The sequence below is a fragment of the Agrobacterium sp. 5Ca39 genome (genome assembly GCF_055382365.1).
The window spans coordinates 523,091-547,911 of record NZ_AP026436.1 but is presented as its reverse complement, the minus strand read 5'-3'; the positions used below and the strand labels follow the sequence as shown (position 1 = coordinate 547,911).

Below are 24,821 nucleotides of genomic sequence, written 5' to 3'. Positions count from 1 at the left end.
TTTGTCGGACGTTAACCTCGTTATTGGGGGATAGTCCGATGAATGAGAATGCCAAGCCGGATCTTTCCGGCACTGCTGCCTTGCCAGTAGACAAGGCCGATCCGCTTGCGACACCCGCTTCTGTTTCACAGCGGGATGACGCGCGCAGTCAGCAACCGCTGGGGCGGGAGGCGCTTGACGTTTTCGTTGCCTGGTCGGTCATCGGCATTTTCCTGATCATGTCCATGGCGGTGATCCACGAATTATCGATGATTCTGATGCCCGTCGTCATGGCTGTCGTTGTTGGCATGATCCTGGGCATCTCCGCCGAAAAACTGGCCTCCTACGGCATTCCGGGTGCCGGTGTCGCCATCATCCTGTCCACACTCGTCGCTGCGGTCATTTTTTTCGTGGTCAATTCCCTGATCGACCCGGTCTCACAGCTGGCATCGGAAGGCCCTGCCCTGATCGAGCGCAGCATCGACCGCTTCCTTCCTTACCTCGAAAATCTGCGGTGGCTGAATATTTCCGCGGCCACGTTCAGCATGGGCTCCATGTCGATGGAATCGCTGCTGTCGCGTAGCGGCGAAATCATTTCCCTGCTTGGCGCGAATGTGACGCCGGCGATCGTTCAGGGACTGATCTTCCTGGCGGCTCTTCTAATGTTTCTCTACAGCCGGCTGCGACTGCGCAAGGCTCTCATCATGGCCTTTCCGGCGCGCCATCAGAGGCTCAGAACCATTCGCATCATCGGCTCGGTGGAGAAGGTGCTGGGCACCTATTTTGCCACGGCAAGCCTCATCTACGCCGCGCTGGGTGTGACGATGATCGTGATCGCCTATCTCGGTGGCCTTGCCATGCCGCTTCTTTGGGGGCTTTTTGCCTTTCTTTCGAGCTTCATTCCGTTTCTCGGCATCACGTTGATGACAATATCGCTGACCGTCGCCGGTATCATCACGCATGACAACATGATCCTCGCGCTGCTGCCGGCGGGAGTGTTCTTCACCATCCACCTCTTGATGGAAAACCTCGCCTTTCCGGCGGTGGTGGGTCGCAACATGGAGATCAACCCTTTCCTCGTCTTTGTGATGATCATCTTCTGGACGTGGATGTGGGGCGCGGCCGGCGCCATGCTGGCCCTGCCGTTGTCGCTCATCGTCATGACGGTGACGCGCGAACTCTTCCCCTCCCGCCGGGTCGTGCCGAACCTGCCGGATTGAACGGCGGATACAGAGGCGGAGGGCGCGACGCGCCTCCGCCAACGGAAAATCTCCTGAAACCCCACAACGAGGCCGCTCAGGAAGCGAGCGGCATCTCGCGCACCTGCCCTTGCGCCATGCGACGCTCATGCTCGATCAGCCATTTCTTGCGCCACAGGCCGCCGCCATAACCGGTCAGACTGCCATCCGCACCGAGCACCCGGTGGCACGGCACGACGATGGCGATCTGGTTGGCACCGTTGGCGCGTGCCACCGCGCGCACGGCGGATGGCCTTTCCATGGCGGTTGCGAGTGCCGAATAGCTGACGATTTCACCCACCGGGATCTGCCGCAGGCTGCGCCAGACATCGCGCTCGAAGGGCGTGCCGTGGCCGGCAAGGCGCGTTTCGAAGGAGGCTGACTGCCCGGCGAAATAGGCCTTGAGCTCGGCTTCGATCTGACCTGTTACCGCCGTTCGGCCGAGCACCATGTCCGCGCCGGTGCGGCTCTTCAGCCGCTTCAGTTCGGCCGGAAGCGCCGGCCGGTCCGCGAATTCTAGCAGATGCAGGGCATGATCGTCGGCAATGGCGAGCATCGGACCAATCGGCGTATCGATCCAGTCACCCTTCAGGAACCCCCTGCCCTTCATGGCGGCGGGAGAGGAGCCGAAGAACTGGTTGATGGCGGCGCGGAAGCCGCTGCCGGAGTCGTAACCGGCGTCGATCTGCGCGCCGATCACCGCTTCGCCGGAAGCGATGCTTTCCACCGCATCGCCCAAGCGGCGCAATCTGGCGATTTCCAGAAAGCTCATGCCGAAACGGCGCTTGAAGGTGCGCCGCACGGTGGAGGGATCATGGCCAAGCGCCACCACATCCTCCTCACGCCAGCGCCGCGCCGGTTCGTTTTCCAGCACCGTCAGCAGTTGCGTTACCGTTTCATCGGCCGTGCCATAGGAGAGCATCGGTTTGCAGCGCTTGCAGGGGCGGAACCCCGCCTCCAGGCATTCGGCGATGGTCTCGCGGAACCGGCAGTTTTCGATCTTCGGTTTGCGCGCCGTGCAGGTGAAGCGGCAGAAGATTTTGGTGGAGGTCACGCACACATAGGCCACGCCTTCATAGGCGGGGTCCTTGTTCACAAGGGCGGAATACAGGGTTTCGGTGTCGGGGCGTTTGAACAACATCATGACGAAGATGCTAGCGCAATTTCGAACGGCACGCCGCCGAAAAACGGGCGTAGATGTGGGGGATGTTGTCAGCTCTTTTCTTCCGCGCCGTTTGAAGGAAAAGTCTGCGGCATATTTCTTCTCCCCGCCGGGGAGAAGGTGGCGCGCAGCGCCGGATGAGGGGGGCAAGGGCAGAGATATGCGGAAAGCTTGCCCCCTCATCTGCCCTTCGGGCATCTTCTCCCCGGCGGGGAGAAGAAACGGGCGGCAACCTTGGAGATCAATTCCCCGGCGGCGCGAAGGATGGGTCGTCCAGCCGCGTGAAAATCACGCCGCGTGCCTTGAGCGCCAACAGGCCCTTCACCACGCCCTCGCCCGCCTCGTGGGTGGGCTGGTTGATGTGGGAGATGATGACATCGCCATTCTTCGCCGCGGCGATGTGTTTTGCCGTCGCGGCAGCGCCCAGCAGCGAGCCGCCATCGCCATTGACGGAGTAGCCCGCCACGCGCATGCCGAGCCGGTTGATGGTGGCCATGGACGAGCTTGTATATTTGGCCGTCGCACCCCGGAACCATTGCGGCTGGATGCCTGTGGCAGCGACGATGGCCTGACGACCGCCTTCCACTTCCTGCACGACCGCAGCTTCCGATCCCGCAGCAGCGATACCGTAAATCGAAACGGGCTTGTCCACCGCCGGCACATGGTTTTCGCCGTGGTTTTCGATCTCGAACAGGTCGGGATTTGCCATCAGCACCGCGAGAGCCTCGCCATTATGCTTCAGCCAGCGGGCGGTCACGAAGATTGTTGCGGGAATGCGCTCGCGAACGAGCGTATCGAGAATGCGGTGGTCGGTCTTGCCCATGCAGGCGTCGAGCGTCATCGCCACCCGCACCTTGCCATCATGCTGCGGCGACATTTTCAGCGACGGCTCGACAAGGCCGTTCGCCGCAAAGGCGGTCGCGGCGGCAGAGGCAAACAGGGCAGCGAGGAGGAGACGACGTATCATTTCTGGTTCCGCAATGTCATGCAGTCATGGTGTGTGGCAATCCGCCCGCAAAGCGCCCGAATTATGGCGCGGTTTCCAGCGCGGAGAGCGCCTCCAGCGCCTCTTCCACCCGCTGGCGTTCCGCACTCGTAAGCGGCAGGATCGGTCGGGGCGGTTCGCTGACCGTCAGCGACAGGATATTGGCGGCGGCATACACAACCCGGATGCTGCCGAATTCCCTGAACAGCGTCCAGAGCGGCTGGAAGACCGCATCGAGCCTTTTTGCCTCCTCCGCATTGCCGGTCTGTGCCGCCCGCATCAATTGCAGCGCCGGAACCGGCAGCAGGCCGCCAATAACACTGTACCAGGTGTCACCGCCTGCGAGTGTGGCCTCGGCGCAGCCCCAGTCACCGCTATAGCCGATGGCGAAATCCTCCGACAGTTTGGGCCTGAGCCGCGCAAGCTCGCCGGCATAATCGGAATCAGCGGGCAGCGGCATCTTGATGGCGCGGATATTGGGAATATAGGCGAGCCGCACCAGAAGTTCGTCGCTGAAGGTAAAGCGGGTGGTCGTCGGGTTATTATAGATGGCGAGCGGCAGGGCCGTCGCACCCGCCACGGCGGCGAAATGGTGATAGGCCTCTTCCTGCGTCAGCGGCGTATAGGAAACCGGCGCGAGCAGCAGCGCATCGGCACCGGCCGCTTCCGCATCCCTTGCCAGCGCCAAGGCTTCATCGGTGCGCAAGGCGCCGACGCCCGCCATCAATATGCGCCTGCCCTTGAGGACGGCGGCGGCCGCTTCGATGGCGCGGCGTCTCTCCTCGCGGGTGAGATACATATAGATGCCGGTGCTGCCGAGAATGCCGACCGAATCAACTGCCGCGACATCCAGCCGCTCGATCAGGGCGGAGAAGGCTTCAACATCGACCCGCCCTGCCTCATCTGCCGGCGTTATCGGAAAAGCAGAAAGTCCCTTGAATCGTCTCGCCATGTCTGTGCCCCTCACTTCGATCAGATGTCAGGGTTACAGAGCCGGTTGCGACGGGGCAACAAAGCGGCGGCTAAACGCCGGTTCGAAACCGAAAAATTCCGTGATCAGTCATAAAGATACAACTTCTTCCACTGCTCCTCGGGAATTTTGTCGCCCACACGGTAGTCGAAGGACTGGATGCTGAGACTATCGCTCTTCAGCTGACACTTGTATCTGAGCTTGTACCATTCGCCCGAACTTCTGAAGACCGCGCCCGGCGCCTTGATGGAGTTTTTTCCCACTTCCGGATCACCGAATGTATAGGCGATCACCTTGTCCGGCTTCATGCCCTTCTGCTCGGTTGCTATCCGCTCCATCGCCTCAATGTCGCAACGCTGCTCCAGACGCTCCTCGGGAGCAAGCGCGTTCAACTGCCGCATGACGCTGGCATCAATCGCAAAAGCGGGGGTAAGGGTCTGCAAGCCAAGGAAAAAGGCAGAAAGGGCAGCGGGAAGAAGCTTTCGCATGGGGTCCTGTCAGTTTTTTCGTTTGTTCTTGACGATGGATGGCGTGCCAGCGGGCGGCACGCATCATCGCTGATTTGCCGGATATTGCCAAAATGTGATCGAAAGCTGACGAAATTGTGCCCGAACGCCATTCCGCCTGTGGAGATTTGAAACTTGATCGGCCGCAAGCCCCGCTCTACATCTTGGTGCCGCTCAAGAATTTTTACAGGAAAGCGAGTTTCCATTGCCGATTTTCAAGAACCTGCCCGCCGCCCCGACCGCCGAAAAACGGCCCGTTCAGGATACGCATCACGGCATTACCCGCACCGATGATTACGCATGGTTCCGGGCCGATAACTGGCAGGCCATGTTCAAGGACACCTCCATTCTCGACCCGGCGATCCGCGCCCATCTGGAGGCGGAAAACGCCTATATGGAAGCGGCCATGGGCGACACCAAGGCGCTTCAGGAGAAGCTGTTCGAGGAGATGAAGGGCCGCATCAAGCAGGATGATTCCTCCGTGCCGGTCAATGACGGGCCTTATGCCTATGGCACGCTTTTCGTGACCGGCGGCGAGCAGCCGCATTATTTCCGCACCCCGCGCGGCGGCGGTGAGAAACAGGTGCTTTTGAACGGCGACAAAGAAGCCGAGGGCAAGGATTATTTCCGTCTTGCCGGTCTCGACCAGTCTTCCGATCACACACACGGCATCTGGGGTTATGACGACAAGGGCTCGGAATATTTCACCCTGCGCATCCGTAACCTCGAAACCGGCGAGGACCTTGCCGATATCGTCGAAAACACCGGCGGCGGCGGCGCATGGGCGCCTGACGGCAGGAGCTTCTTCTATACGCTGCAGGACGAGAACCACCGCCCTTCCAAGGTCTTCCACCATATTATCGGTGAGCCGCAATCGGCCGACCGGCTGGTCTACGAGGAGAAGGATCCCGGTTTCTTCATGGGTGTCGGTGCGTCCGTTCTCGATGATTTCATCTTCATCGACATTCACGATCATGAGACCAGCGAATATCGCATTCTCTCCACGAAAGACCTGACCGCCGAACCGGCTATCGTGGCGGAACGCGAAGAGGGCATCGAATATTCGATGTGCGAAGGCGGCGATGTCTTCTTCATCCTCACCAATGATGGCGATGCCAAGGATTTCCGCATTGTGGAAGCCCCGGTCACGGCGCCCGGCAAGGAAAACTGGAAAGAGGTGGTGCCGCATGAGCCGGGCCGGCTGATCCTCTCCGTCGATGCCTATGCCCGCCATCTGATATGGCTGGAGCGCCGTGACGGCCTGCCGCGCATCGTCATCCGCGACCGCCGCACCGGCGAGGAACATTCCATCGCTTTTGCCGAAGAGGCCTATTCGCTGGGCCTGCATGGCGCGGCGGAATATGACACCGACGTCATCCGGTTCTCCTATTCCTCGATGACGACGCCGAGCCAACTGTTCGATTACGACATGGTGACGCGCGAACGCACGCTTCTGAAGACGCAGGAAGTGCCATCGGGCCACAATCCTGATGATTACATCACCCGCCGCATCATGGCCCCTGCGCATGATGGTGAGCTGGTGCCGGTCTCCCTGCTTTACCGCAAGGACGTGCCGCTCGACGGTTCCGCCCCCTGCCTGCTTTATGGCTATGGCGCTTACGGCATCACCATTCCCGCTTCCTTCTCCACCACGACGCTGTCTCTGGCGGACCGTGGTTTCATCTATGCCATCGCCCATATTCGCGGCGGCAAGGACAAGGGTTTCGAGTGGTACGAAACCGGCAAGATGGAGCACAAGCAGAACACGTTCAAAGACTTCATTGCCGCTGCCGATCATCTGGTGCAGGAAGGCTTCACGTCTTACGAGCGCATCATCGCCGAGGGTGGTTCTGCCGGCGGCATGTTGATGGGCGCCGTCGCCAATATGGCGCCGGAGAAGTTTGCCGGCATCATCGCCGCCGTTCCCTTCGTGGACGTGCTGACAACGATGCTGGACGACACGCTGCCGCTGACGCCGCCGGAATGGCCGGAATGGGGCAATCCGCTGGAATCGGCAGAGGAATATGGCTGGATCGCCGCCTACAGCCCCTATGACAATGTCGGTGCGAAGCCTTACCCGCCGATTCTGGCGCTTTCCGGCCTCACCGATCCGCGTGTGACCTATTGGGAGCCGACCAAATGGGTGGCCAAGCTGCGCGAAAAGACCACGGGTGAAGCGCCGGTCCTGCTCAAGACCAACATGGCGGCAGGCCATGGTGGCAAGTCGGGCCGCTTCCAGCGGCTGGAGGAAATAGCCTTCGAATACGCCTTTGCGCTGAAGGTAGCCGGCAAGGACGCCGTCTGATGCCCGATGCGGGCGGCGTACGCTGCCGCCCGCGTCGTTTCGCACAAAAATACCTCGCGAAAAAATATTTCAGATTGTTTTTTCCACAAATTGTGGCAAAAATTTCTTATTTAAACAAAACTTGAAATTATTGGGAATTTTTATTTCGATCTACTGTATAGTCTATATTTTCTACTGAATAATAAAATACACGCCATGTATTACCCGGACAGGAAAATCGCTCCATAGATCACCTGCATGGCTGCCCTGCGCATTGCCGCGTTGCAATATCACTTTTTGGCCGTATTATGCACGGCGTTGACATATTCATGCGCCTTTTCGCCGCAGTTTCCGCGGCAATATCGCCGCTTGTTCTGCGGATATTCTCTCGCCGGATTTTCGGCATCTCCACGCGCCATGTCAGTTCGCCCTTGGCAATCCGGGCTTTGCAGTGCTCCCGCTTTGCCAATTGAAAACACTGCATCAGACTTGGAGGTCTCCTCATGAAGAAACTCCTGGCCTCGACCATTCTCGTAACGGGCTTTACCATCGCTGCCGGTGCAGCATCTTCCGCCAATGCCGCAGACAGCTGTGGCAGCATCACCATCGCCGAAATGAACTGGGCATCCGCCGGTGTCGCGGCCTACGTCGACAAGTTCATCATGGAAAACGGCTATGACTGCACGGTCAATGTCGTCAGCGGCGACACCACCCCCACTTTCACGTCCATGAATGAAAAGGGCCAGCCCGACATGGCGCCCGAAATGTGGGTGAACACACTTGGCACCCCCTACGAGGAAGCCGTCAAGAGCGGCAATCTCATTCAGGAAGTCAAAATTCTCAGCGAAGGCGGCGTTGAGGGTTGGTGGATCCCGAAATATCTTGCCGACGAACATCCAGACATCAAGACCGTCGAGGATGCGCTGAAACATCCCGAACTGTTTCCCGCGCCTGAAGACGCCAGCAAGGGCGCCGTCTTCGGCTGCCCGCCCGGCTGGGGTTGCCAGCCAACTACCGCCAACCTGTTCAAGGCCCGCAAGGCTGATGAAAAGGGCTTTGCGTTGATCGATACCGGCTCCGCGGCCGGTCTGGATGGCTCTATTTCCAATGCCTACGAAAAGAAGCAGGGCTGGCTCGGCTATTATTGGGCTCCGACGGCCATTCTCGGCAAATACGATATGGTGAAGCTGGACGATGGCGTTCCGCTCGACCGGGCGGCTTACGACAATTGCATCGCCAAGGCGGACTGCGCCGATCCCAAGCCGAATGCCTATCCGGTGGCGGAGGTCTTCACCGTCGTGACCAAGGATTTCGCCGAAAAGGCGGGCCCTTCCATCGACTACATCCGCAAGCGGCAGTGGGACAACGACACCGTTGCCAAGGTTCTGGCGTGGATGGATGAAAATCAGGGCACCAATGAAGATGGGGCCGAGTATTTCCTCGAGAACCATGAGGAACTCTGGACGAAGTGGGTTTCGCCCGAGGTGGCTGAGAAGATCAAGGCTTCGATGTGACGGGATAATGGAGCGGGAAAGTTTCGGTTCTCAACCTTGGCTTACCCCCCTCTGCCCTGCCGGGCATCTCCCCCACAAGGAGGGAGATCGGCTGGGCGCGCTATCACCGCTTCATCCTCAACCATCGAGATGGGCAAGGCCGTGCCTCAGGTCGATCTCCCCCTTTGTGGGGGAGATGTCCGGCAGGACAGAGGGGGTGATCCGCCCACTCCAACCTCGCGCCCACCCCAACAACCCAAAGGGAAAACAACAATAATGGCCCTCTGCACCTACCTGCCGGACCTGCTCTGCAAGTTCCCGGCAATCGACAACTCCACCATGCGCGTGGCTCGCAAAACCATCGATGACGGGTTTCGCGATATCGTGCGCAATTACGGCGATGCGATCGACGTCGTCGTTCACCCGCTGCAGCTTTTCCTCAATTCCTCGGAGCGTCTGTTCATCCAGACGCCGTGGATCATTACCATGCTGGTCATTCTCGCCGTCGTGCATCTGGCCGGACGCAGCTTCAAGATAACAGGCGGCACCGCCATTTCCCTGCTGATGATCGGCGCGGTCGGCCTCTGGCGCGATGCCATGACGACGCTCTCCATCGTCGCCATCGCTACCCTGATCGCCATCGTCATCGGCCTGCCGCTCGGCATTCTGATGGGTCGTTCCGAACGCCTGCAACGCCTCATCAATCCCGTGCTCGACGTGATGCAGACCCTGCCAAGTTTCGTTTATCTCATCCCCGTGGTGGTGATTTTCGGCATCGGCAAGGTTCCGGGCCTGATAGCAGTGGTGATCTATGCCATTCCGCCCGTCATCCGCCTGACCAGCCTCGGCATCCGTTTGGTCGATCGCGAAGTGCTTGAGGCGGCAGACGCCTTCGGTTCCTCCAACGGTCAGAAGCTGTTCAATGTGCAGCTGCCGCTGGCGCTGCCGACCATCATGACCGGCATCAACCAGACCATCATGATGGCGCTCGCCATGGTCGTCGTTGCCTCCATGGTCGGTGTCGGCGGGCTTGGCAAGAATGTGCTGCAGGCCATCAACAACCAGTTCTTTACGGTGGGCTTCCTGAACGGTTTCGCTCTGGTCGCCATCGCCATCATGTTCGACCGGGCGAGCCAGGCTTTCGGCAAGCGCCTGCAGAAATACCGCGAGGTCTCCCATGGCTAAAAGCATCGAAATCAGGAATCTTTACAAGATTTTCGGCAAGCATCCCGAGAAGTACCTCGAAGCGGTGCGTAAGGGCATGGACAAGGTCGAGCTGAACGACAGGCACAACCACGTTCTCGGCCTCAACAACATCAACATCACCATGCCGGGCGGCAAGATCACCGTCGTCATGGGGCTGTCAGGCTCCGGCAAATCGACACTGATCCGCCACATCAACCGGCTGATCGACCCGACCGCCGGCGAAGTTCTTTATGACGGCGAGGATATCTGCGGCATGAGCGCCTCGGCGCTCAGGCAATTTCGCCGCCACAAGACGGCGATGGTGTTCCAGAAATTCGGCCTTCTGCCGCATCGCACGGTACTCGAAAACAGCGTCTACGGCCTCGATATTCAGGGCGTACCGCGCAGGCAAAGCGAGGAAAAAGGCCGTTACTGGCTGGAGCGTGTCGGCCTTGCCGGTTACGAGGATTATTATCCGAACCAGCTTTCCGGCGGCATGCAGCAGCGCGTCGGCCTTGCCCGGGCGCTTGCCAATGACGCCGATATTCTCCTGATGGACGAGGCCTATTCGGCGCTCGATCCACTGATCCGTGTGGATATGCAGACGATGCTGCTCGATCTGCAACAGGAGCTGAAGAAGACCGTTGTATTCATCACCCATGATCTCGACGAGGCTTTGCGGCTTGGCGACCATATCGCCATCCTCAAAGACGGCGAAGTGGTGCAACAGGGCGACGGCCAGAGCATCATCCTCTCGCCAGCCGATGGTTACGTCACCGACTTCGTGCGCGACGTCAATCGTGGCCGCGTGCTGCAGGCAAACACTGTCATGGAGCCGCTGGAGAGCAAGCCCGAGGGCATGCCGGTCCCCGAGACCGCAACGCTCGAAACCATCGCCCGCGACATGTCGGAAGCCAACGAAACGACCGCCCATGTGGTGGACGAGGACGGCAAGCCGGTCGGCAGCATCGGGCTCGATACGCTGGTGGCTGCGATGGTGACGCCCGCGCCGCAGGAGGTTAAGGCGGAGGTGAAGGCGGAGGAGCCGGAAAAGCTCCAGGAAACGGTTATGTCGGTGGAGAAGGAAACGGCGTAATCCGGTACCGGACGGATTGGCCGCGTCCACGAGATTTCCTCTTTCCGTCATACCGGCCTTGAGCCGGTAACCAGCCAGCCCAGGTCCTTGGGCTGAAAGGACTCTCTCGCCGCGCAGACGCGCGTCGGCTGGATTCCGGCTCAAGGCCGGTATGACGGGAGTGAGGTATTCACGGCGCCAGAAATTTAAACCGGACTGTAATGCCGCGAGGCACAAAGCTCGCAATTGCCTCCTGCCCCGTCTTCACTATGCCAAAACGAAGCACTACTTCGCCGGCTGTCAACCCTCGACAGTCGCTGCAGCGCAGCAAGCGCAAGTTTCGGACAAGTCGCCGCCGTTAACCATTCGTTAACTTTTGAACGCGGAATCACCGACATGCAGATCGAAAGCAATACTGGCGGATATAACTATCAAGGTCGCATCCGCGACATCGAAAAAGCTGGCAGCGCCCAAAGCGCACCGGAGGAGCAGGCGGTAAAACGCGGCCCCGGCAACCCCACCGTTTCCAGCACCATTCTTTCCCAGTCGCTGGCCAATGTTCTATGGGCCGTCGGCAACGGCAGCGCGCCGGCCTATCAGGATGCGGCCACCGCCTCCCCCGAGGACAAGGCGGAAGCGCAGGCTGAATGGGTACGCAGCGCCTATTCGGAATATACCGAATAGGCGATTCCAATCAGCCTCTTGCCGGGCTGACTTCCACCGTCACATGCGAGAGTTCATGTATGGCGGCAAGTTTCTGCTTATAAAATGCCGGTGCTTTGGGCGCCTGCGAAAGGATCGCCACGATGGCGGCGTAATGCCCCGGCCCCACCTGCCAGACATGCAGGTCGGTAATGCGATCCTCTTCCGTCTCCACGCTTTCACGGATTTCCTGAGGCAGATCCTCGGCCGACGGCAGCGCGTCGAGCAGGGTTGTCGCCGTGGAGCGGATCAGGCCCCATGACCAGCGGGCAATCACCAGGCCGCCAACGATACCCATCAACGGATCAAGGAACGACCAGCCGTTCCACTTGCCGAGCAGCAGCGCGACGATTGCCAGAACCGAGGTCAGCGCATCCGCCAGCACATGCAGATAGGCAGCGCGCAAATTATTGTCCCGGCCGCCCTTTGCCCCGTGCCCGGCATGGTGCTCGGCATGGGACCCGTGATCATGGTGGGCGTGGCTGCCGTGCCCATGGTGGGCATGTGAGCCGTGGGCGTGACCGTGGCCGTGGCCATGATCGTGGTGATGGTCATCCTTCAAAAGCACGGCGCTGAGAAGATTGACGGCAAGGCCGATGATGGCGACGAGGATGGCCTGGTTGAAATCGATCTCGACGGGACTGACGAGGCGCATCCCGCTTTCCACGGCAATCAGCAACGCCACCACCGCCAGCACGATGGCGCTGGCAAAACCCGCGAGATCGCCGAACTTGCCGGTGCCGAAGGTGAAGCGTGGGTTGCGGGCCTCGCGGCGGGCATAGAGATAAGCGAGTGCCGAAATCAGCATCGCGCCCGCATGGGTGGACATGTGCCAGCCATCCGCCGTTAGCGCCATGGAGCCGTACCAGTGACCGGCGACGATTTCCGCCACCATCATCGCCGCGGTCAGCGCGATGACCATCCAGACGCGCCTTTCATTGCGCTCGTGGTTCTGGCCAAGGAAAACATGGTCGTGACCGGCTGCTGCGCGGTATTCGGATGTCGTCGTCATGTCGCTTAATCCTGTCGGTTTTACCGGATGTAGGTCTTTAGCACCTGGGCCAGCTCTTCCGCCGCCCGCGCCCGTTCGTCTTCATTTTCGGCATGCACCACGTGCTCGTGCAGATGCTCCTGCATTACCTCCCCCGTCAGGCCCGAAAGCGCGCCGCGTACCGAAGCGAGCAGCTGCAGCACCTCGCCGCAGGGCTTGGCATCATCGAGCGCACGTTCGACCGCTTCCATCTGCCCTTTCAGGCGGCGGATGCGGGCGAGAAGCTTTTCCTTGTTGCGGATGGTATGGGACATGGCCGACCTCATATACTATAGGGGGGTATAGTATATTTCCCATGTTTTTTGCGCAAGTCGTGTGAGACGCAATCCTCGCGAATGTTTCGGGCATTAAAAAACACCCATCAGAACTTAGGGGACTCAGTCATGACGACTATTGCAGCAACCAGCAGCATCAATTTCACCTCTCCTGCCCGGAGCATCGAGCCGGCGCGGAGCAGGGAGACACAGTCCACCACCGAGGCTTTGCAGGAGCTGACGCGGGCGGCCCATCGCGCCATTTCGGTGGCCGGCAATGTCGCCACGTCCGTGGCTCCGCTCGCCAGCGCTTCCGCGAGCCTTGCTGCGGCCCTCTGGAACATGGATAGCGGCGCCTCCGCCGCAACCGGCGTCAACGCTGATGTGGCCGCCTCCACACAGCCCGATATGGCAAGCCTCGAATCGCAGGTTCTGAAGGCGCTTGCCCAGGCACTCGGCGTGGAGGACGCCGCCTGACCCCATTGAACGACGGGCCGAAAAGCCATATCTCTAGAGACTGGAGATATGGAGAAAGCCATGCTGTCCATCGGTGAACTGTCCAAACGCACCGGCGTCAAGGTGCCGACGATCCGCTATTACGAGCAGATGGGCCTCATTCGCGAGGCGGATCGTTCAGAGGGCAACCAACGCCGCTACGAAAAATCCGATCTCGAACGGCTGGCCTTCATCCGCCACGCGCGCGATCTCGGCCTGAACATAGACGCCATTCGCGAGTTGATCGCACTCAGCCAGCACCGGGAAATGCCGTGCGAGGGTGCAGACCGCATCGCCGCCGAACATCTTGCCGATGTGCGGGAAAAAATCGCCAGCCTGAAGAAGCTGGAACACGAACTGGAGCGGATCGTCTCCCATTGCCACGGCCATTCCATCGAGGATTGTTATGTCATCCGCGCGCTTTCCGATCACGGCATGTGCGAGGGTGAGCATTGAGCCGAGAAGAGGCTGACATTCGAATGTCACGTGCACCCGGTAATCGCCTCTTGCCCGCCTGAAAAAAGGACGTCAGATGGCCGAGCTCTTCCCTGAAATCACGCCATCAGACATGATTTTCCTTGATGTTTCCGAGGGCCATCGGCTGCACGTGACGATTGCCGGCAATCCGGCGGGGCGACCTGCGATCCTGCTGCATGGAGGGCCTGGTTCAGGATTGTCATCGACAGCGCGACGCTATTTCGATCCTGCCATTTTCCGCATCGTCCAGTTCGACCAGCGCGGCTGCGGTCAAAGCACGCCAAACGCCGCTGATAGCCTTGAGAATAACACCACGCATCATCTGATCGATGACATTGAGGCCATTCGCTGTGCCCTCGCGGTGGAAGACTGGCTGATCTACGCCAGTTCATGGGGTTCCACGCTGGCCCTCACTTACGCACAGCGCCACACAGGACATGTTCGCGGCATGGTTCTGGCCGGCGTCACCACCACCCGGCATAGGGAAATCGACTGGCTGTACAAGGGGCTGGCAATGTTTCTGCCGCAGCAGTGGCAGCGTTTCATCGCCGCGATCCCCGATGACATGTCCAGGCAAGATCCGGTCGGCGCCTATCGCCGGCTTCTGAATGATCCCGATCCCGCCGTGCGCGCAAAGGCCGCCTTAGAGTGGCACCTGTGGGAGGCGGGCTCGATCAGCGCGGAGGGCATTTCGGCCTTTCCGGAGAAATGGCGCGACAGCGCGTATATTCTCGCCCGCGCCCGCCTCTGCGCCCATTATTTCCACCATGCGGCCTGGCTGGATGATGGCGCGCTTCTGCGCAATGCCGGAGACCTCGCCGGTATTCCCGGGATACTCATTCAGGGCATGCGCGACTTGCAGGGGCCGCCCGTCACCGCTTTCGAACTTGCCGAGGCGTGGCCGGGAAGCGAGCTTGTTACCATCGATGGCGCTGGCCATTCGACGGGCGATGCGGGCATGGAAGACGCAATCCTGTCGGCAATTGCGCGATTTGCGAATTGAGCCGCTTGACAGACGGCGGATTCGGGCGCATTTCATTTTCCATGATCAACGAACGCGCACCCATCTCCTGCTCGTATTTTTGGGCCTTCCTCTAAGGGCGGCTCGACAGATCATATTGTCAACAAGCCGCCGTCAGGCGGCTTTGTTGTTTTCAAACGTCCTGACGGCACCGATAAGACCAAAGGACCGAAAAATGACCGAAGATAGCTCCCTGACACTGGAAAGACCGCCCGTCGTCATCATCCGTGGCGCGCGCAAGACGGATCTGCCCGAACTCAACGAGATGATCACGCTGCTGGCCTCCTACCACGGCGATGCGGCGGCGATCACGCCGGCGAAACTGGAGCGCGACCTGTTCGGCCCGCTGCCCTGGGTGCACGGTCTCGTGGCCGAGGCCGATGGCGCGTTGATCGGTTACGCCCTGCTTCTGCCGCTCTACAGGGCGCAAGAGGGCCGCCGCGGGCTCGAACTCCATCATCTCTTCGTGCGCGACGGCCATCGTGGCCATGGCACCGGCCAGCATCTGGTTTCCCGGGCCCGCGATATCGCCAAGCGTCTCGGCTGCGACTATCTTTCCGTCAGTGCCACGACCGGCAATGTGGCGGCGCATCGTTTCTACGAAAACATGGATTTCGCGCCTCGCCCGGTGACCGGCATGCGCTATATGCAGTCCATCGCCTGATTAAAAAACACGGAGACGACCATGACACGGATCGCCATTGCGCTCGCCCAGGATTTTGCTGACTGGGAGCCGGCGCTGCTTGCCGCCGCGGCGCGCAGCTATCTCGGTGTCGAGATCGTCTATGCCACGCCGGACGGACGGCCGGTAACCTCGATGGGCGGGCTGAAGGTGACGCCGGATACATCCTATGACGCGCTCGATGCCGTTGACATCGATGCGCTCGTCATTCCCGGAGGCCTGAGCTGGGAAAAGGGAACAGCTGCCGATCTCGGCGAACTGGTGCGCCGGTTTCGCGAGAGGAACCGACTGGTGGCCGGCATCTGCGCGGCGGCAAGTGCGCTGGCAGGCACGGGCGTTCTGAACGCCGTTGCCCATACCGGCAATTCGCTGGCTTCGCACAGGGCCTATTCGGCCTATAGCGGCGAGACGCTTTACCGCGACCAGCCGAAAGCGGTCAACGATGGCGGGATCATTACCGCGGCCGGCAGCGCGCCGGTCAGTTTCGCGGTGGAAATTCTGAAAAGCCTCGGCCTCTTTGGTCCGGAAGCCGAGGCCGAACTTCAGGTTTTTGCGGCGGAGCATCGCTGAGGCATAGCCGCCTCGGTTGTTTGCACTCCCCTACTCCCCGTCATTCCGGCCTTGAGCCGGAATCCAGCCGACGCGCATCTGCGCGGCGAGATGACTTCTTTCAGCCCAAGGACTTGGGCTGGATGGATTTCGGCTCAGGGCCGGGATGACGGAGGTGAGAACAGCGATGATTATCGCTGATCCAGCACCCGGCACACACGTGCTGTGTGATCGCCGCCCTCCCCGGCAATCGCCCGGCGAATATCGCGGCTGTTCAGATGCAGGCTGCGGCCGGCGGGTAAATTTGCACGTTTGATCTTGGCGAGTGCCGCCGCCACAAAGGCGGCCTGATGGTGTTGGAAAAAGGCAAGAGCCGCCTCATCCGCCGGGCTCGGGCCCAGTACCGCCTTGAAGGCGAGACGATGCACGGCGCAGTATGCGCCGTGACCGGGAACTGCAAAACGCAGCGCATCGAGTTCCTCACTCCAATCCGCTGCGTCCTCCATGATTCAGGCCGACTGGAAGCGGTTGAGGAAAAACGTGCTCAATGTTCCGAGCAAAGCCCAGAAGACGAAGCTCGTAACCGTAGCGGCGACGATGAACTGACGCTCCAGCGGCAGCGGCGCCAGTGCATGTTCGCCTTCCGGCGGCAGGGGCGCACCCACCACATGCGGCGCGACGATCAGCACCAGCGCCAGGACGATCGCCCAGGGTTCGCGACGGAAGGCGATCAGCGCGATGCCGCCGGCTGTTGCGGCAACGGTTGCGAGCCACCAGATCTGCCGTGCCTCAAGTGCTGCGGCGGGGCTGCCCGGCAGTTCCGGCGGCAGGCCGATCATCGGGGCGAGCATGACGGCGGCAAATCCGGCAACGCCCCACAAAAGCCCCTCACGCCAGCCGCCATTGGTGCCGCGCAGCGAAATCAGTCCGGTCAGCACCAGCGCATAACCGATCGCGGTCAGGACATTGGCGGCAACCGTATAGGCAGTGCGTTCGAAACCATCGGCCGGAGCCCAGGCCTCTTCATTGTGCTCGTGGGCGGGAACCACAGCACCGGGCGCCGTGGCCTCGTGGCTGTGGGCAGCTTCACCGCCCGCGCCCTCATAGGTCTCTGCCTGAAGGATGAGCGGCGTGGTGCCGAAAGCCTGCATGGCTGAAACGGCTAAGCCGCCGAGGATGCCGACGAGAACGGCGGTAAAGACGATATTGCGAAAAGACGACATGACATTCCCCTCAATGGCAGGGGAAGGCATTGGCATGACGCGTGTCATGGGCGGCATTGTGAACGGCTTCCACATGCGAGAAACCGACAAAACCGACAACGAACAGGCCAAGCACGATCGCCGTCAGCGATTGCGCGAAGCTGCCCGTTTTTGCTGAAACGGCTGAATTGGCCGTATTCTGGTGGATGGACATGGTGACCCCTCTCCGGCGCGACCCCGCGCCTCTGGATGCGGTCGAACGGCAAAGCCATGCGACCGCCTGCGATACACTTCACCACGGGGATACGAGACTGACACAGGGGGCATCGATCTTGCCACCCTGACATTCCGCTCTTCCGGACACCCCGCCGGCATGGACATTTCCGTGATGGCAGGTCTCCTGGCTTACGGGTCAAAACCTGAAACACCTTCCCGGCAACACCTCGCCTCAACCGGAAACGCCGGTTCGGTCGAAGGGTCTGCCAGTGGCATTTCGTTTCAGGCTCTCCGCTCACAGTTGCGGGGGCAGCCACGAATGAGGATTTCTCCCTATCGTGTTCCCTTTTCACCTTCCGGAACGCCCGGAAGGAACCATCACAGGGTTGTTATCCGCCGCGTGGGGACGGGAGTCAATGGGCACGCATGCCAACGGGACCCTCAGCGCGCCGGGATCGCCTTCAGATAGGCGGCGATCGCGTCGCGGTCCTCGGCTGTCAGATGCGCCATGTTCTGCTGCACCTTCACCATGGAACCGCCGACACTGTCGAATTCCGGGGTGAAGCCGGTTTCGAGATAGCTCGAAATATCGGCCTCGGCCCAGCTTCCGATGCTTTGCGAGCCGGGGGTAATGTCCGGAATGCGGCCTTCGCCTTCCGGATTGGGGCCGCCGGCCAGCCACTTGCCCTTCAGGAAGCCACCGAGCGCATTGCGCGGCGTGTGGCATTCGCCGCAATGGCCCGGACCTTCCACCAGATATTGGCCACGCAGAAGTTCGGCATTGGCATTGGCCAGCTCGACGCGCGGCGGTGCCGAAGGGTCGAAATACAGGAACTTCCAGCCGCCGAGCGCCATGCGCATGTTGAAGGGGAACGGCAGATCGTGGTCGGGCGCATCGTTCTGGCTCGCCGGCAGGGCCTTCAGATAACCGAAGAGGTCATTGATGTCCTTCTGCGTCATCCGGGCATAAGAGGCATAGGGGAAGGAGGGATAGAGATGTTCGCCGTTCTTTCCCACACCGCGCGTCATGGCATCGCCAAATTCCGCCAGCGTCCAGCCGCCGATGCCGTGCTGCGGATCAGACGAAATATTTGGAACATGAAAGGTGCCGAAGGGGCTTTTCAGTGCCTGCCCGCCTGAAAGCGTCAACAGCGCTTCACCCTTAGCATCCGGCGCGGCATGACAGCTTGCGCAGCCGCCCGCCCAGAACAGCGTCTCGCCATTGGCGAGATCCGGCTCACCGAGGCTCACCCAATGGCTGGGCGCCTGGCGCTGCGGCGCGGTCACCCATGCGAAAATCCCGTAGCCCGCAACGGCCGCGACCACGATCCCGCCCACAAGCTTCGTCCAAATGGAAGACATGCCCCTCTCCCCATTCTCCCCTGACAACGTCAGGTGTCTTTCGTGACGGAAAAACGCCGCCCGGGAGCGGCGTTTCAAACTCGTTCGATTATTTCTTCAGGCGATAGGTCTGGTGGCAGGTGCCGCAATCGGCGCCCAACGTCTGCATGGCGGTGGTTACACCCGCCTGATCGGTGGGGAGATTGGCGAGAATCTTATCCGCATCTGCGCCGAGCTTGGCGGACTTGGCCTTGAAGTCCTCAAAGTTTTCCCAGATCGCGGGCGCTGCCGCGCTGCCGGTCTCGGTGCCGGCGGGGAACTGGTCGGGGAAAGCCTTGGCATTGGTGCTGATGGTCGTCACGGCGGCCTTGACGGCTTCGGCGTCGAAAGGCTTCTGGCCCTTGGAGATGGCGGCGAGCGCTCCCATGGAGCCACCGATCTGCTTCATCATGCCTTCACGTTTTTCGACTTCGCCGGCAGCATAGACCGCTCCGGCGCAAAGACAGCCGAACAGCGTGGCCGCTGCGATTGTTTTCAGTTTCATACACTCTCTCCTTGATTCCGGCGGGCGCCGGACGCTTGATGGAACGCCGCGAGGATGCCCTTTCCACATGGCGAAAAGAAGTCACATTGCGGTGAATTCCATCGTGAAAACAGAAGCCTAAGACAAGGCTTCCCACAATGTGAGAAGTGCTGCGGCGATCAGCATGAAACCGGCGATGCGGCCGATGACGATCGTAGCCGCGGGAGAGGAAACGAGCCATGCGCGGCTTCTATCCGCCGTCAGCGCCAGCGCGCCATAAACGGTGAACTGCGTTACCGCCACCATCGCACCCATCACCAGCCCCTGCATCCAGATCGGTCCATAGGCGGGTTTGAGAAACTGTGGGTAGACGGCCATCATGAACAGGTAGGCCTTCGGGTTTGACAGGCAGGTCAACACCGCCCGCCAGAATGCCTTTTTAACCGAAGCGCTTGCCTCAGCCTCATCGCCGTTCACGACAATCGCACTGCGCACCAGGCCGATTCCGATCCAGACCATGTAAGCCGCGCCGACGACAAGCAGCGGCAGGAACAGCGACGGCATCCATGCGGCAAGCATGCCGACGCCCAGCGCGCCATACAGCGAATGCACGATGCCGCCGGCGCTCATGCCGACGGCGGCGGAAAGGCCGGTTCTCCTGCCACCTGTCAGCGCGCTTGCCAGCACAAAGAGCATGTCCATGCCCGGCAGGATGATGATGCCGAACAGGACAGCAAAGAAAAGCCAGAGATTTTCGGCATAAGTCATGTCAGTATCTTTCATACCGGATAGAGGTGCATTCGAGAAACCCCATGTTTCTCAATGTATTTTTCCGTTTATAGGGAACGCCAACTGACAGCGTTGTGTCAGTTGCGTGGGAAAATCCATCGGGAAGACGGCAATGCGCAAGGCCTCAAGACTGTTCGAGATCATCCAGATTTTGCGGCTGGCGCGCCGCCCGGTGACCGCGCAGACGATTGCCGACATGCTGGAGATAACAGTGCGCTCGGTCTATCGCGATATGGCAGCGCTTCAGACCATGCGTGTGCCCATCGCAGGGGAACGCGGCGTGGGGTATATTCTCCGGCCCGGTTTCAACCTGCCGCCACTGATGTTTTCCATCGAGGAAACCGAGGCAATCGTGCTGGCGCTCGCCATGGTCGACCGCACCGGCGATATGGAATTGCGCCGGGCCGCGAAGAAGGCGAGCGACAAGATTGCCGCGTCTCTGCCCGAACCGCTGTCAAAGACCCTTTCCGCCAATGCCCTCCACGCCTGGGGCAGCATCGCGCCGGCACCGGCAGGACTTGATCTCTCGACGGTCAGGCGTGCGGTGCGCGACGAGGAGACGCTGGAAATCATCTATCGCGATGAAGCCGGCGCGGAAACGCGGCGGCGGGTTCGGCCAATCGCGGTGATCTACTATTCCGAAACAGTGAATATTGTCGCCTGGTGCGAGCTGCGGCAGGCGATCCGCAATTTCCGCTCGGACCGGGTGCAGAGCTGCCGGGCGACCGGCAGTTTCTTCAAGCTCGAAGGCGAGAAGCTGCGGCAATTGTGGATGGCCGGCTGGCAGAGCAACCAGCCGGCCATCCCTTACTCACAGCCCTAAGAGGCGATCCTCCTCCCGCCCGAAACCGCGAATGGCGATTCGGTCGGCAAAGACATCGGCGATGGCGAAGGTGTTCTGGTCTGGCGTGTCGACCATGCCCTTGAAATTCACGAAATGTGTATTGCCCGATACGCCGTAATTGCCCTCATGGTTATGGCCGTTGAACCATGCGATGGCGCAAGGATGGGCGTTGAGAAGATCAAGGATGCGCGGTGCGTCCCACATGTTATGGGCGTTCTCCGGATAGACAGGGTAGTGGCACAGCACGATGACTCTTTCGCCCACCGCATCCGCCTTTTGCAGAACCGCCCGCAGCCAGTCGAACTGCTCGTCGCCAAGCGAGGCGTTCCAGTCCTGCGCGTTGATTGCGCCTACATCCGAGAGGCGCTTCAGCCGCTCGGCAGCAAGGGTGCGACGCGGATCCCCAACCGGTGGGGCGAAAAGGCTGACGTCATTGCCATCAAGCACGGCGAAGCGGATGCCGCCGACGGTAAAATCATGCCAGGCGGCGGCCATGCCGAGGCGGGCGTGGACGCCAGGCAAATGCTCGGCGGCAACGGCGAAATCGTGATTGCCCGGCAGCAGGAGCGAGCGGTGGCGAAGCCGGTCGTAAACGGCAAGGATCGCATCGAAATTTTCAAAACCGCGATCGATGATGTCGCCCAGCGTCACGACGAAGGCCAGATCTTCGCGATTGAAGGCATCCACCGCCTCCGCGAGCTTTTTGGGACTTTCGCGATAATGACGGCCCATCTCGGGACGCGGATCGATATCGGCATATTGGGGATCGGCGACTATGCCGAAGGAGAAGAGAGGAGTTGTTTTTTCAGTCATGATGCGCCGCGATAAACCCGGCGGATGACAGGCTTGTGACAGGAGCAGAATATGCTCCAAAGCAAAACACCCGGCCTGAGAGCCGGGTGTTCAATAGGTGGTTCCGCAAGCTTTCCGTCGCCATTCTCGGGCCTGTCCCGGCGCATCTGCTGACATCCCGTGTCAGGGAACATCCGCGGATCCTCGGCACAAGGCCGAGGATGACGTCGCGCAAGAGGTGGCTGCCTCGATCAGCAACCACGCTTGTCGCAAGCCTTACTTGGCAGCAGCTTCGTAACGCTCCAGGACGTAGTCCCAGTTGATGAGGTTATCGACGAAGGCTTCGAGGTACTTCGGACGCAGGTTGCGGTAGTCGATGTAGTAGGAGTGTTCCCATACGTCGACGCCGAGGATCGGTTCTGCACCGTGAACCAGCGGGTTTTCGCCGTTCGGGGTCTTGGAGATTTCGAGCTTGCCGTTCTTGACGGACAGCCACGCCCAGCCGGAGCCGAACTGCGTGGTGCCGGCTGCGATGAAATCGGCCTTGAACTTGTCGTAACCGCCGAGATCGGAGGCAATTGCCTGCTCGAGCTTGCCCGGCAGCTTGTTGCCGCCGCCGCCCTTCTTCATCCACTTCCAGAAATGAACGTGGTTGTAGTGCTGGGCCGCATTGTTGAAGAGACCGGCATTGGTGCCAAAGGACTTCTTCACGACTTCTTCGAGCGACAGGTCGGAAAGACCGGCTTCAGCTGCAAGCTTGTTGCCGTTGTCGACATACGCCTTGTGGTGCTTGTCGTGATGGAACTCGAGCGTCTCGCGCGACATGTAAGGTGCAAGCGCGTCGTAGTCGTAGGGGAGTTCGGGAAGTTCGAAGGCCATGGTTTTTACTCCTTTTTGCAGCGCGTTACCGCTCCTAGAAACCGTGTGAGCGGACCATAGGAGCGAAGCTCTGTTTGGGCAACCTGTGAATTATCAAAATGTTCCGCCAAAAGAGAAAATTCCTCTCGCGCCGGCCGCCACCATATTTGTTTCACATCGCTGGCGTACCGTTTTCCACCCTATCGGTTCGCTTTTGATCGAGATTGCAGGAAGGAAATTCCATGATACGCCCGATGATCCACACAGCCGCCCTCCTTGTTGCCGTCTCGTCGGCTGTCCTGCCTGCGTCCGCATCTTCGGACGATGCGTGGAAGGAATTCGTGGCGGATGTGCAGACTGCGTGTCTTGCCGCAGCCGGAGACATGATCGACGACGCCAAGGCGGTCGTCGATCCCGTTGGCAGCGAGAATTACGGTCTTGCCATCCTGACCGGCAGGGCAAAGGGCGCGGATGTGACGGTCAGCCATATCTGCGTCTATGACAAGAAGACCAAGGCCGTGGAACTCGGCAGCGAACTTGCCGGCGATACGCTGAAGGTGGAAATTCCCGGCTCCACCAAGCCCTGACGCGGGTCAGAAACGCGGCGTGGTATCGCCCTCGCCCAGTGCGCGCTGCATCAGCACCGTGTCCAGCCACTGGCCATGTTTCCAGCCGATGGATTTGAAGGTTCCGACGTGCTCGAAACCGGCGGCGCGATGCACGCCGACCGAAGCCGCATTTGCGCTGTCGCCGATGACGGCGATCATCTGCCGGAAGCCACGCACGGTCGCCTCCTTGATGAGCGCGTCGAGCAGCTTGCGGCCAATACCCATGCCTTTCATCGAAGGGTCGATGTAAACGGAATCCTCAACCGTCGCGCCATAGGCCGGGCGGGCGCGATAAGCCCCGGCATAGGCATATCCCGCCACCTTGCCGTCACGCTCAGCGACGAGATAGGGGAAATTGCCCTCCACCAGAAGGCGGCGGCGCTCAGCCATCGTTTCCGCCGTTGGCGGATCGATCTCGAAGCTGGCGCGGCCATGCAAAACGGCGTCCCGGTAAATTTCGGTAATGGCTGGGATATCCGCCTCTTCACAGGGGCGGATCAGAAGGCTGGAAACGGTGGAAAGGGTCATTCTCTTGTCCTGCGGATCATTCACGCCGTCATTGTGCATTGCGGCGCAGCCAAAATAAAGATTATCTGACTTATACAATCGATAAGGTTTTCTTTGATGATGGATCTCGACCTTCGGCAAGTGCGAAGTTTCATGGATGTGGCCGATCTCGGCAGCTTTTCCGCCGCCGCCGACAAGGCCGGAGTGACGCAGCCGGCCATCAGCCTGCACATAAGGCTGCTTGAAAAACAGCTGGGCGTGCGGCTGATCGAGAGGGTGGGCAGGCGCGCCCAGCCGACGGCGGCGGGCCGCGACTTCCTCATTCATGCAAGGCGGATTGCAGAAGAGGTGGCGCATGCCATCGATACGGTCGCGCCGCATCGCAGCGGGGTGACGGGACGCCTGCGCATCGGCACGGGCGCCACCGCCTGTATCTATCTCCTGCCGCCGGTTCTGGGGCGTATTCGCGCAGCCATGCCTGGCATCGAGATCGTGGTGCAGACGGGCAATACCCACGATATCCTGCGGCTTCTGGAGGCCAACACGATCGACGCCGCCGTGGTGGCCCTGCCCGCCAGCGGCCGCAGCCTCGATATCAGCGATATCCATTTCGATGAGCTGGTCGCCGTCTTCCCGAAAGATATGATCGCGGACACAGGGCTGCTCACCGCAGATGTGCTCTCGACCAAGCCGCTGTTGCTCTACGAGGGCGGTAATACGCGCAGGCTGGTGGATCAATGGTTCGCTGCAAGCGGTCGTGCCGTGCAGCCGACGATGGAACTCGGCAGCGTGGAAGCCATCAAGAAACTTGCAGGCGCCGGGCTTGGCCTTGCCATCGTTCCACGCATGGCAGTGGAACAGGACGCCACTCCATCGGGGCTGCAATGGCGCTCACTCAATCCGCCGCTCGAACGCCGGATCGCTCTCGCGATGCGGCGCGACAAACACATGACTGCGCCGCTGCGGGCGCTTGCCGCAGCACTGCCGGATGTGCGGAAAAGGTGAAGTCCGCGCCGGTTGCGAGGGCCGGCTT

The 24,821-nt window shown here is 60.5% G+C and carries 29 protein-coding genes and 1 riboswitch; of the genes, 14 read left to right on the top strand and 15 right to left on the bottom strand.

Features of this window, described 5'->3' with window-relative positions; genetic code table 11:
* Positions 1-38: 38 nt before the first annotated feature.
* A complete protein-coding gene (locus tag ACZ47E_RS02650) occupies positions 39-1,199 on the top strand; it encodes an AI-2E family transporter (RefSeq protein WP_004440617.1) in 1,161 nt (386 codons plus the stop codon).
* A 76-nt stretch (positions 1,200-1,275) separates the two neighbouring features.
* Here the strand turns inward: ACZ47E_RS02650 and ACZ47E_RS02645 are convergent, their stop codons facing one another.
* The 4 genes from ACZ47E_RS02645 to ACZ47E_RS02630 all read right to left on the bottom strand — a co-directional run bounded on the left by ACZ47E_RS02645 (position 1,276) and on the right by ACZ47E_RS02630 (position 4,822).
* Entirely contained in the window at positions 1,276-2,361 is a 1,086-nt protein-coding gene (locus ACZ47E_RS02645) for a bifunctional transcriptional activator/DNA repair enzyme AdaA (protein WP_072494160.1), read from the bottom strand.
* A gap of 259 nt (positions 2,362-2,620) precedes the next feature.
* Positions 2,621-3,346: a polysaccharide deacetylase family protein gene (locus ACZ47E_RS02640; RefSeq protein ID WP_137068465.1), complete on the bottom strand. Its 726-nt coding sequence runs from the start codon at positions 3,344-3,346 to the stop codon at positions 2,621-2,623.
* 61 nt (positions 3,347-3,407) lie between these two features.
* Entirely contained in the window at positions 3,408-4,316 is a 909-nt protein-coding gene (locus tag ACZ47E_RS02635; protein WP_278067303.1) for a dihydrodipicolinate synthase family protein, read from the bottom strand.
* Positions 4,317-4,420: 104 nt separating this feature from the next.
* On the bottom strand, positions 4,421-4,822 hold the full coding sequence (locus ACZ47E_RS02630) for a DUF930 domain-containing protein (RefSeq protein WP_004440606.1): 402 nt from the start codon (positions 4,820-4,822) through the stop codon (positions 4,421-4,423).
* A gap of 223 nt (positions 4,823-5,045) precedes the next feature.
* On the opposite strand from ACZ47E_RS02630, the gene ACZ47E_RS02625 reads away from it, so the two are divergent.
* The 5 genes from ACZ47E_RS02625 to ACZ47E_RS02605 all read left to right on the top strand — a co-directional run bounded on the left by ACZ47E_RS02625 (position 5,046) and on the right by ACZ47E_RS02605 (position 11,561).
* Positions 5,046-7,145, top strand: coding sequence for a S9 family peptidase (locus ACZ47E_RS02625; protein ID WP_278067302.1), 2,100 nt, complete (start codon positions 5,046-5,048; stop codon positions 7,143-7,145).
* Positions 7,146-7,627: 482 nt separating this feature from the next.
* Complete coding sequence (locus ACZ47E_RS02620; RefSeq protein ID WP_004440603.1) at positions 7,628-8,638, top strand: ABC transporter substrate-binding protein; 1,011 nt, start codon at positions 7,628-7,630, stop codon at positions 8,636-8,638.
* Positions 8,639-8,893: 255 nt separating this feature from the next.
* Positions 8,894-9,802, top strand: a complete 909-nt coding sequence (locus tag ACZ47E_RS02615; RefSeq protein WP_278067301.1) for an ABC transporter permease — start codon at positions 8,894-8,896, stop codon at positions 9,800-9,802.
* Complete coding sequence (locus tag ACZ47E_RS02610; protein WP_278067300.1) at positions 9,795-10,898, top strand: quaternary amine ABC transporter ATP-binding protein; 1,104 nt, start codon at positions 9,795-9,797, stop codon at positions 10,896-10,898. Before ACZ47E_RS02615 ends, ACZ47E_RS02610 begins: the two co-directional genes overlap by 8 nt.
* A gap of 375 nt (positions 10,899-11,273) precedes the next feature.
* Entirely contained in the window at positions 11,274-11,561 is a 288-nt protein-coding gene (locus ACZ47E_RS02605) for a hypothetical protein (RefSeq protein ID WP_278067299.1), read from the top strand.
* Between the two features lie 10 nt (positions 11,562-11,571).
* Here ACZ47E_RS02605 and dmeF read toward each other — a convergent pair whose 3' ends face one another.
* Both dmeF and dmeR read right to left on the bottom strand, forming a co-directional pair.
* Positions 11,572-12,591, bottom strand: coding sequence for a CDF family Co(II)/Ni(II) efflux transporter DmeF (gene dmeF / locus ACZ47E_RS02600; protein WP_278067298.1), 1,020 nt, complete (start codon positions 12,589-12,591; stop codon positions 11,572-11,574).
* 20 nt (positions 12,592-12,611) lie between these two features.
* On the bottom strand, positions 12,612-12,884 hold the full coding sequence (dmeR, locus tag ACZ47E_RS02595; RefSeq protein ID WP_003509296.1) for a Ni(II)/Co(II)-sensing transcriptional repressor DmeR: 273 nt from the start codon (positions 12,882-12,884) through the stop codon (positions 12,612-12,614).
* A 129-nt stretch (positions 12,885-13,013) separates the two neighbouring features.
* On the opposite strand from dmeR, the gene ACZ47E_RS02590 reads away from it, so the two are divergent.
* The 5 genes from ACZ47E_RS02590 (at position 13,014) to ACZ47E_RS02570 (ending at position 16,129) form a co-directional block, all read left to right on the top strand.
* The gene (locus ACZ47E_RS02590; RefSeq protein ID WP_004440589.1) at positions 13,014-13,361 is read left to right on the top strand and encodes a hypothetical protein; all 348 of its coding nucleotides are present in this window, start codon (positions 13,014-13,016) and stop codon (positions 13,359-13,361) included.
* A gap of 60 nt (positions 13,362-13,421) precedes the next feature.
* A complete protein-coding gene (locus tag ACZ47E_RS02585) occupies positions 13,422-13,835 on the top strand; it encodes a MerR family transcriptional regulator (RefSeq protein WP_004440587.1) in 414 nt (137 codons plus the stop codon).
* Between the two features lie 76 nt (positions 13,836-13,911).
* Complete coding sequence (gene pip / locus ACZ47E_RS02580) at positions 13,912-14,859, top strand: prolyl aminopeptidase (RefSeq protein WP_278067297.1); 948 nt, start codon at positions 13,912-13,914, stop codon at positions 14,857-14,859.
* A gap of 193 nt (positions 14,860-15,052) precedes the next feature.
* Complete coding sequence (locus tag ACZ47E_RS02575; RefSeq protein ID WP_003509304.1) at positions 15,053-15,541, top strand: GNAT family N-acetyltransferase; 489 nt, start codon at positions 15,053-15,055, stop codon at positions 15,539-15,541.
* Positions 15,542-15,562: 21 nt separating this feature from the next.
* Positions 15,563-16,129: a type 1 glutamine amidotransferase family protein gene (locus ACZ47E_RS02570; protein WP_278067296.1), complete on the top strand. Its 567-nt coding sequence runs from the start codon at positions 15,563-15,565 to the stop codon at positions 16,127-16,129.
* 170 nt (positions 16,130-16,299) lie between these two features.
* Here ACZ47E_RS02570 and ACZ47E_RS02565 read toward each other — a convergent pair whose 3' ends face one another.
* From ACZ47E_RS02565 to ACZ47E_RS02540, 6 genes are all read right to left on the bottom strand, one after another.
* Positions 16,300-16,614: a hypothetical protein gene (locus ACZ47E_RS02565; RefSeq protein WP_037091650.1), complete on the bottom strand. Its 315-nt coding sequence runs from the start codon at positions 16,612-16,614 to the stop codon at positions 16,300-16,302.
* 3 nt (positions 16,615-16,617) lie between these two features.
* Positions 16,618-17,331 carry a CbtA family protein gene (locus tag ACZ47E_RS02560; protein ID WP_174150770.1) on the bottom strand — a complete coding sequence of 238 codons (714 nt, stop codon included), beginning with the start codon at positions 17,329-17,331 and terminating at the stop codon, positions 16,618-16,620.
* 10 nt (positions 17,332-17,341) lie between these two features.
* The gene (locus tag ACZ47E_RS02555) at positions 17,342-17,524 is read right to left on the bottom strand and encodes a CbtB domain-containing protein (RefSeq protein ID WP_004440573.1); all 183 of its coding nucleotides are present in this window, start codon (positions 17,522-17,524) and stop codon (positions 17,342-17,344) included.
* Positions 17,525-17,683: 159 nt separating this feature from the next.
* A riboswitch (cobalamin riboswitch) is annotated at positions 17,684-17,921 on the bottom strand.
* A gap of 46 nt (positions 17,922-17,967) precedes the next feature.
* Entirely contained in the window at positions 17,968-18,888 is a 921-nt protein-coding gene (locus ACZ47E_RS02550; RefSeq protein ID WP_004440571.1) for a c-type cytochrome, read from the bottom strand.
* 88 nt (positions 18,889-18,976) lie between these two features.
* On the bottom strand, positions 18,977-19,411 hold the full coding sequence (locus ACZ47E_RS02545; protein WP_006700046.1) for a c-type cytochrome: 435 nt from the start codon (positions 19,409-19,411) through the stop codon (positions 18,977-18,979).
* Positions 19,412-19,528: 117 nt separating this feature from the next.
* Positions 19,529-20,158 (bottom strand): LysE family translocator, encoded by a 630-nt coding sequence (locus ACZ47E_RS02540; RefSeq protein ID WP_278067295.1) that lies wholly within the window; start codon positions 20,156-20,158, stop codon positions 19,529-19,531.
* Positions 20,159-20,291: 133 nt separating this feature from the next.
* On the opposite strand from ACZ47E_RS02540, the gene ACZ47E_RS02535 reads away from it, so the two are divergent.
* Positions 20,292-21,002, top strand: coding sequence for a helix-turn-helix transcriptional regulator (locus tag ACZ47E_RS02535; protein ID WP_278067294.1), 711 nt, complete (start codon positions 20,292-20,294; stop codon positions 21,000-21,002).
* On the opposite strand, the gene ACZ47E_RS02530 is transcribed toward ACZ47E_RS02535, so the two are convergent.
* Together ACZ47E_RS02530 and ACZ47E_RS02525 are read right to left on the bottom strand one after the other, a co-directional pair.
* The gene (locus ACZ47E_RS02530; RefSeq protein WP_278067293.1) at positions 20,991-21,836 is read right to left on the bottom strand and encodes a metallophosphoesterase; all 846 of its coding nucleotides are present in this window, start codon (positions 21,834-21,836) and stop codon (positions 20,991-20,993) included. The genes ACZ47E_RS02535 and ACZ47E_RS02530 overlap by 12 nt on opposite strands.
* A 255-nt stretch (positions 21,837-22,091) precedes the next feature.
* Positions 22,092-22,694, bottom strand: a complete 603-nt coding sequence (locus tag ACZ47E_RS02525; RefSeq protein WP_006700042.1) for a superoxide dismutase — start codon at positions 22,692-22,694, stop codon at positions 22,092-22,094.
* A 221-nt stretch (positions 22,695-22,915) separates the two neighbouring features.
* Here ACZ47E_RS02525 and ACZ47E_RS02520 point away from each other — a divergent pair, with 221 nt between their 5' ends.
* Positions 22,916-23,260 (top strand): hypothetical protein, encoded by a 345-nt coding sequence (locus tag ACZ47E_RS02520; protein WP_004440563.1) that lies wholly within the window; start codon positions 22,916-22,918, stop codon positions 23,258-23,260.
* Between the two features lie 6 nt (positions 23,261-23,266).
* Here ACZ47E_RS02520 and ACZ47E_RS02515 read toward each other — a convergent pair whose 3' ends face one another.
* The gene (locus ACZ47E_RS02515) at positions 23,267-23,809 is read right to left on the bottom strand and encodes a GNAT family N-acetyltransferase (protein WP_022555811.1); all 543 of its coding nucleotides are present in this window, start codon (positions 23,807-23,809) and stop codon (positions 23,267-23,269) included.
* Between the two features lie 96 nt (positions 23,810-23,905).
* Between ACZ47E_RS02515 and ACZ47E_RS02510 the strand changes: the two genes are divergently transcribed.
* Entirely contained in the window at positions 23,906-24,793 is an 888-nt protein-coding gene (locus tag ACZ47E_RS02510) for a LysR family transcriptional regulator (RefSeq protein WP_153776729.1), read from the top strand.
* Positions 24,794-24,821: the final 28 nt, after the last annotated feature.

Coding starts and splice junctions, on each gene's coding strand:
- ACZ47E_RS02650 (WP_004440617.1), top strand. CDS start 39: ATGAATGAGAATGCCAAGCCGGATCTTTCCGGCACTGCTGCCTTGCCA.
- ACZ47E_RS02645 (WP_072494160.1), bottom strand. CDS start 2,361: ATGATGTTGTTCAAACGCCCCGACACCGAAACCCTGTATTCCGCCCTT.
- ACZ47E_RS02640 (WP_137068465.1), bottom strand. CDS start 3,346: ATGATACGTCGTCTCCTCCTCGCTGCCCTGTTTGCCTCTGCCGCCGCG.
- ACZ47E_RS02635 (WP_278067303.1), bottom strand. CDS start 4,316: ATGGCGAGACGATTCAAGGGACTTTCTGCTTTTCCGATAACGCCGGCA.
- ACZ47E_RS02630 (WP_004440606.1), bottom strand. CDS start 4,822: ATGCGAAAGCTTCTTCCCGCTGCCCTTTCTGCCTTTTTCCTTGGCTTG.
- ACZ47E_RS02620 (WP_004440603.1), top strand. CDS start 7,628: ATGAAGAAACTCCTGGCCTCGACCATTCTCGTAACGGGCTTTACCATC.
- ACZ47E_RS02615 (WP_278067301.1), top strand. CDS start 8,894: ATGGCCCTCTGCACCTACCTGCCGGACCTGCTCTGCAAGTTCCCGGCA.
- ACZ47E_RS02610 (WP_278067300.1), top strand. CDS start 9,795: ATGGCTAAAAGCATCGAAATCAGGAATCTTTACAAGATTTTCGGCAAG.
- ACZ47E_RS02605 (WP_278067299.1), top strand. CDS start 11,274: ATGCAGATCGAAAGCAATACTGGCGGATATAACTATCAAGGTCGCATC.
- dmeF (WP_278067298.1), bottom strand. CDS start 12,591: ATGACGACGACATCCGAATACCGCGCAGCAGCCGGTCACGACCATGTT.
- dmeR (WP_003509296.1), bottom strand. CDS start 12,884: ATGTCCCATACCATCCGCAACAAGGAAAAGCTTCTCGCCCGCATCCGC.
- ACZ47E_RS02590 (WP_004440589.1), top strand. CDS start 13,014: ATGACGACTATTGCAGCAACCAGCAGCATCAATTTCACCTCTCCTGCC.
- ACZ47E_RS02585 (WP_004440587.1), top strand. CDS start 13,422: ATGCTGTCCATCGGTGAACTGTCCAAACGCACCGGCGTCAAGGTGCCG.
- pip (WP_278067297.1), top strand. CDS start 13,912: ATGGCCGAGCTCTTCCCTGAAATCACGCCATCAGACATGATTTTCCTT.
- ACZ47E_RS02575 (WP_003509304.1), top strand. CDS start 15,053: ATGACCGAAGATAGCTCCCTGACACTGGAAAGACCGCCCGTCGTCATC.
- ACZ47E_RS02570 (WP_278067296.1), top strand. CDS start 15,563: ATGACACGGATCGCCATTGCGCTCGCCCAGGATTTTGCTGACTGGGAG.
- ACZ47E_RS02565 (WP_037091650.1), bottom strand. CDS start 16,614: ATGGAGGACGCAGCGGATTGGAGTGAGGAACTCGATGCGCTGCGTTTT.
- ACZ47E_RS02560 (WP_174150770.1), bottom strand. CDS start 17,331: ATGTCGTCTTTTCGCAATATCGTCTTTACCGCCGTTCTCGTCGGCATC.
- ACZ47E_RS02555 (WP_004440573.1), bottom strand. CDS start 17,524: ATGTCCATCCACCAGAATACGGCCAATTCAGCCGTTTCAGCAAAAACG.
- ACZ47E_RS02550 (WP_004440571.1), bottom strand. CDS start 18,888: ATGTCTTCCATTTGGACGAAGCTTGTGGGCGGGATCGTGGTCGCGGCC.
- ACZ47E_RS02545 (WP_006700046.1), bottom strand. CDS start 19,411: ATGAAACTGAAAACAATCGCAGCGGCCACGCTGTTCGGCTGTCTTTGC.
- ACZ47E_RS02540 (WP_278067295.1), bottom strand. CDS start 20,158: ATGACTTATGCCGAAAATCTCTGGCTTTTCTTTGCTGTCCTGTTCGGC.
- ACZ47E_RS02535 (WP_278067294.1), top strand. CDS start 20,292: ATGCGCAAGGCCTCAAGACTGTTCGAGATCATCCAGATTTTGCGGCTG.
- ACZ47E_RS02530 (WP_278067293.1), bottom strand. CDS start 21,836: ATGACTGAAAAAACAACTCCTCTCTTCTCCTTCGGCATAGTCGCCGAT.
- ACZ47E_RS02525 (WP_006700042.1), bottom strand. CDS start 22,694: ATGGCCTTCGAACTTCCCGAACTCCCCTACGACTACGACGCGCTTGCA.
- ACZ47E_RS02520 (WP_004440563.1), top strand. CDS start 22,916: ATGATACGCCCGATGATCCACACAGCCGCCCTCCTTGTTGCCGTCTCG.
- ACZ47E_RS02515 (WP_022555811.1), bottom strand. CDS start 23,809: ATGACCCTTTCCACCGTTTCCAGCCTTCTGATCCGCCCCTGTGAAGAG.
- ACZ47E_RS02510 (WP_153776729.1), top strand. CDS start 23,906: ATGATGGATCTCGACCTTCGGCAAGTGCGAAGTTTCATGGATGTGGCC.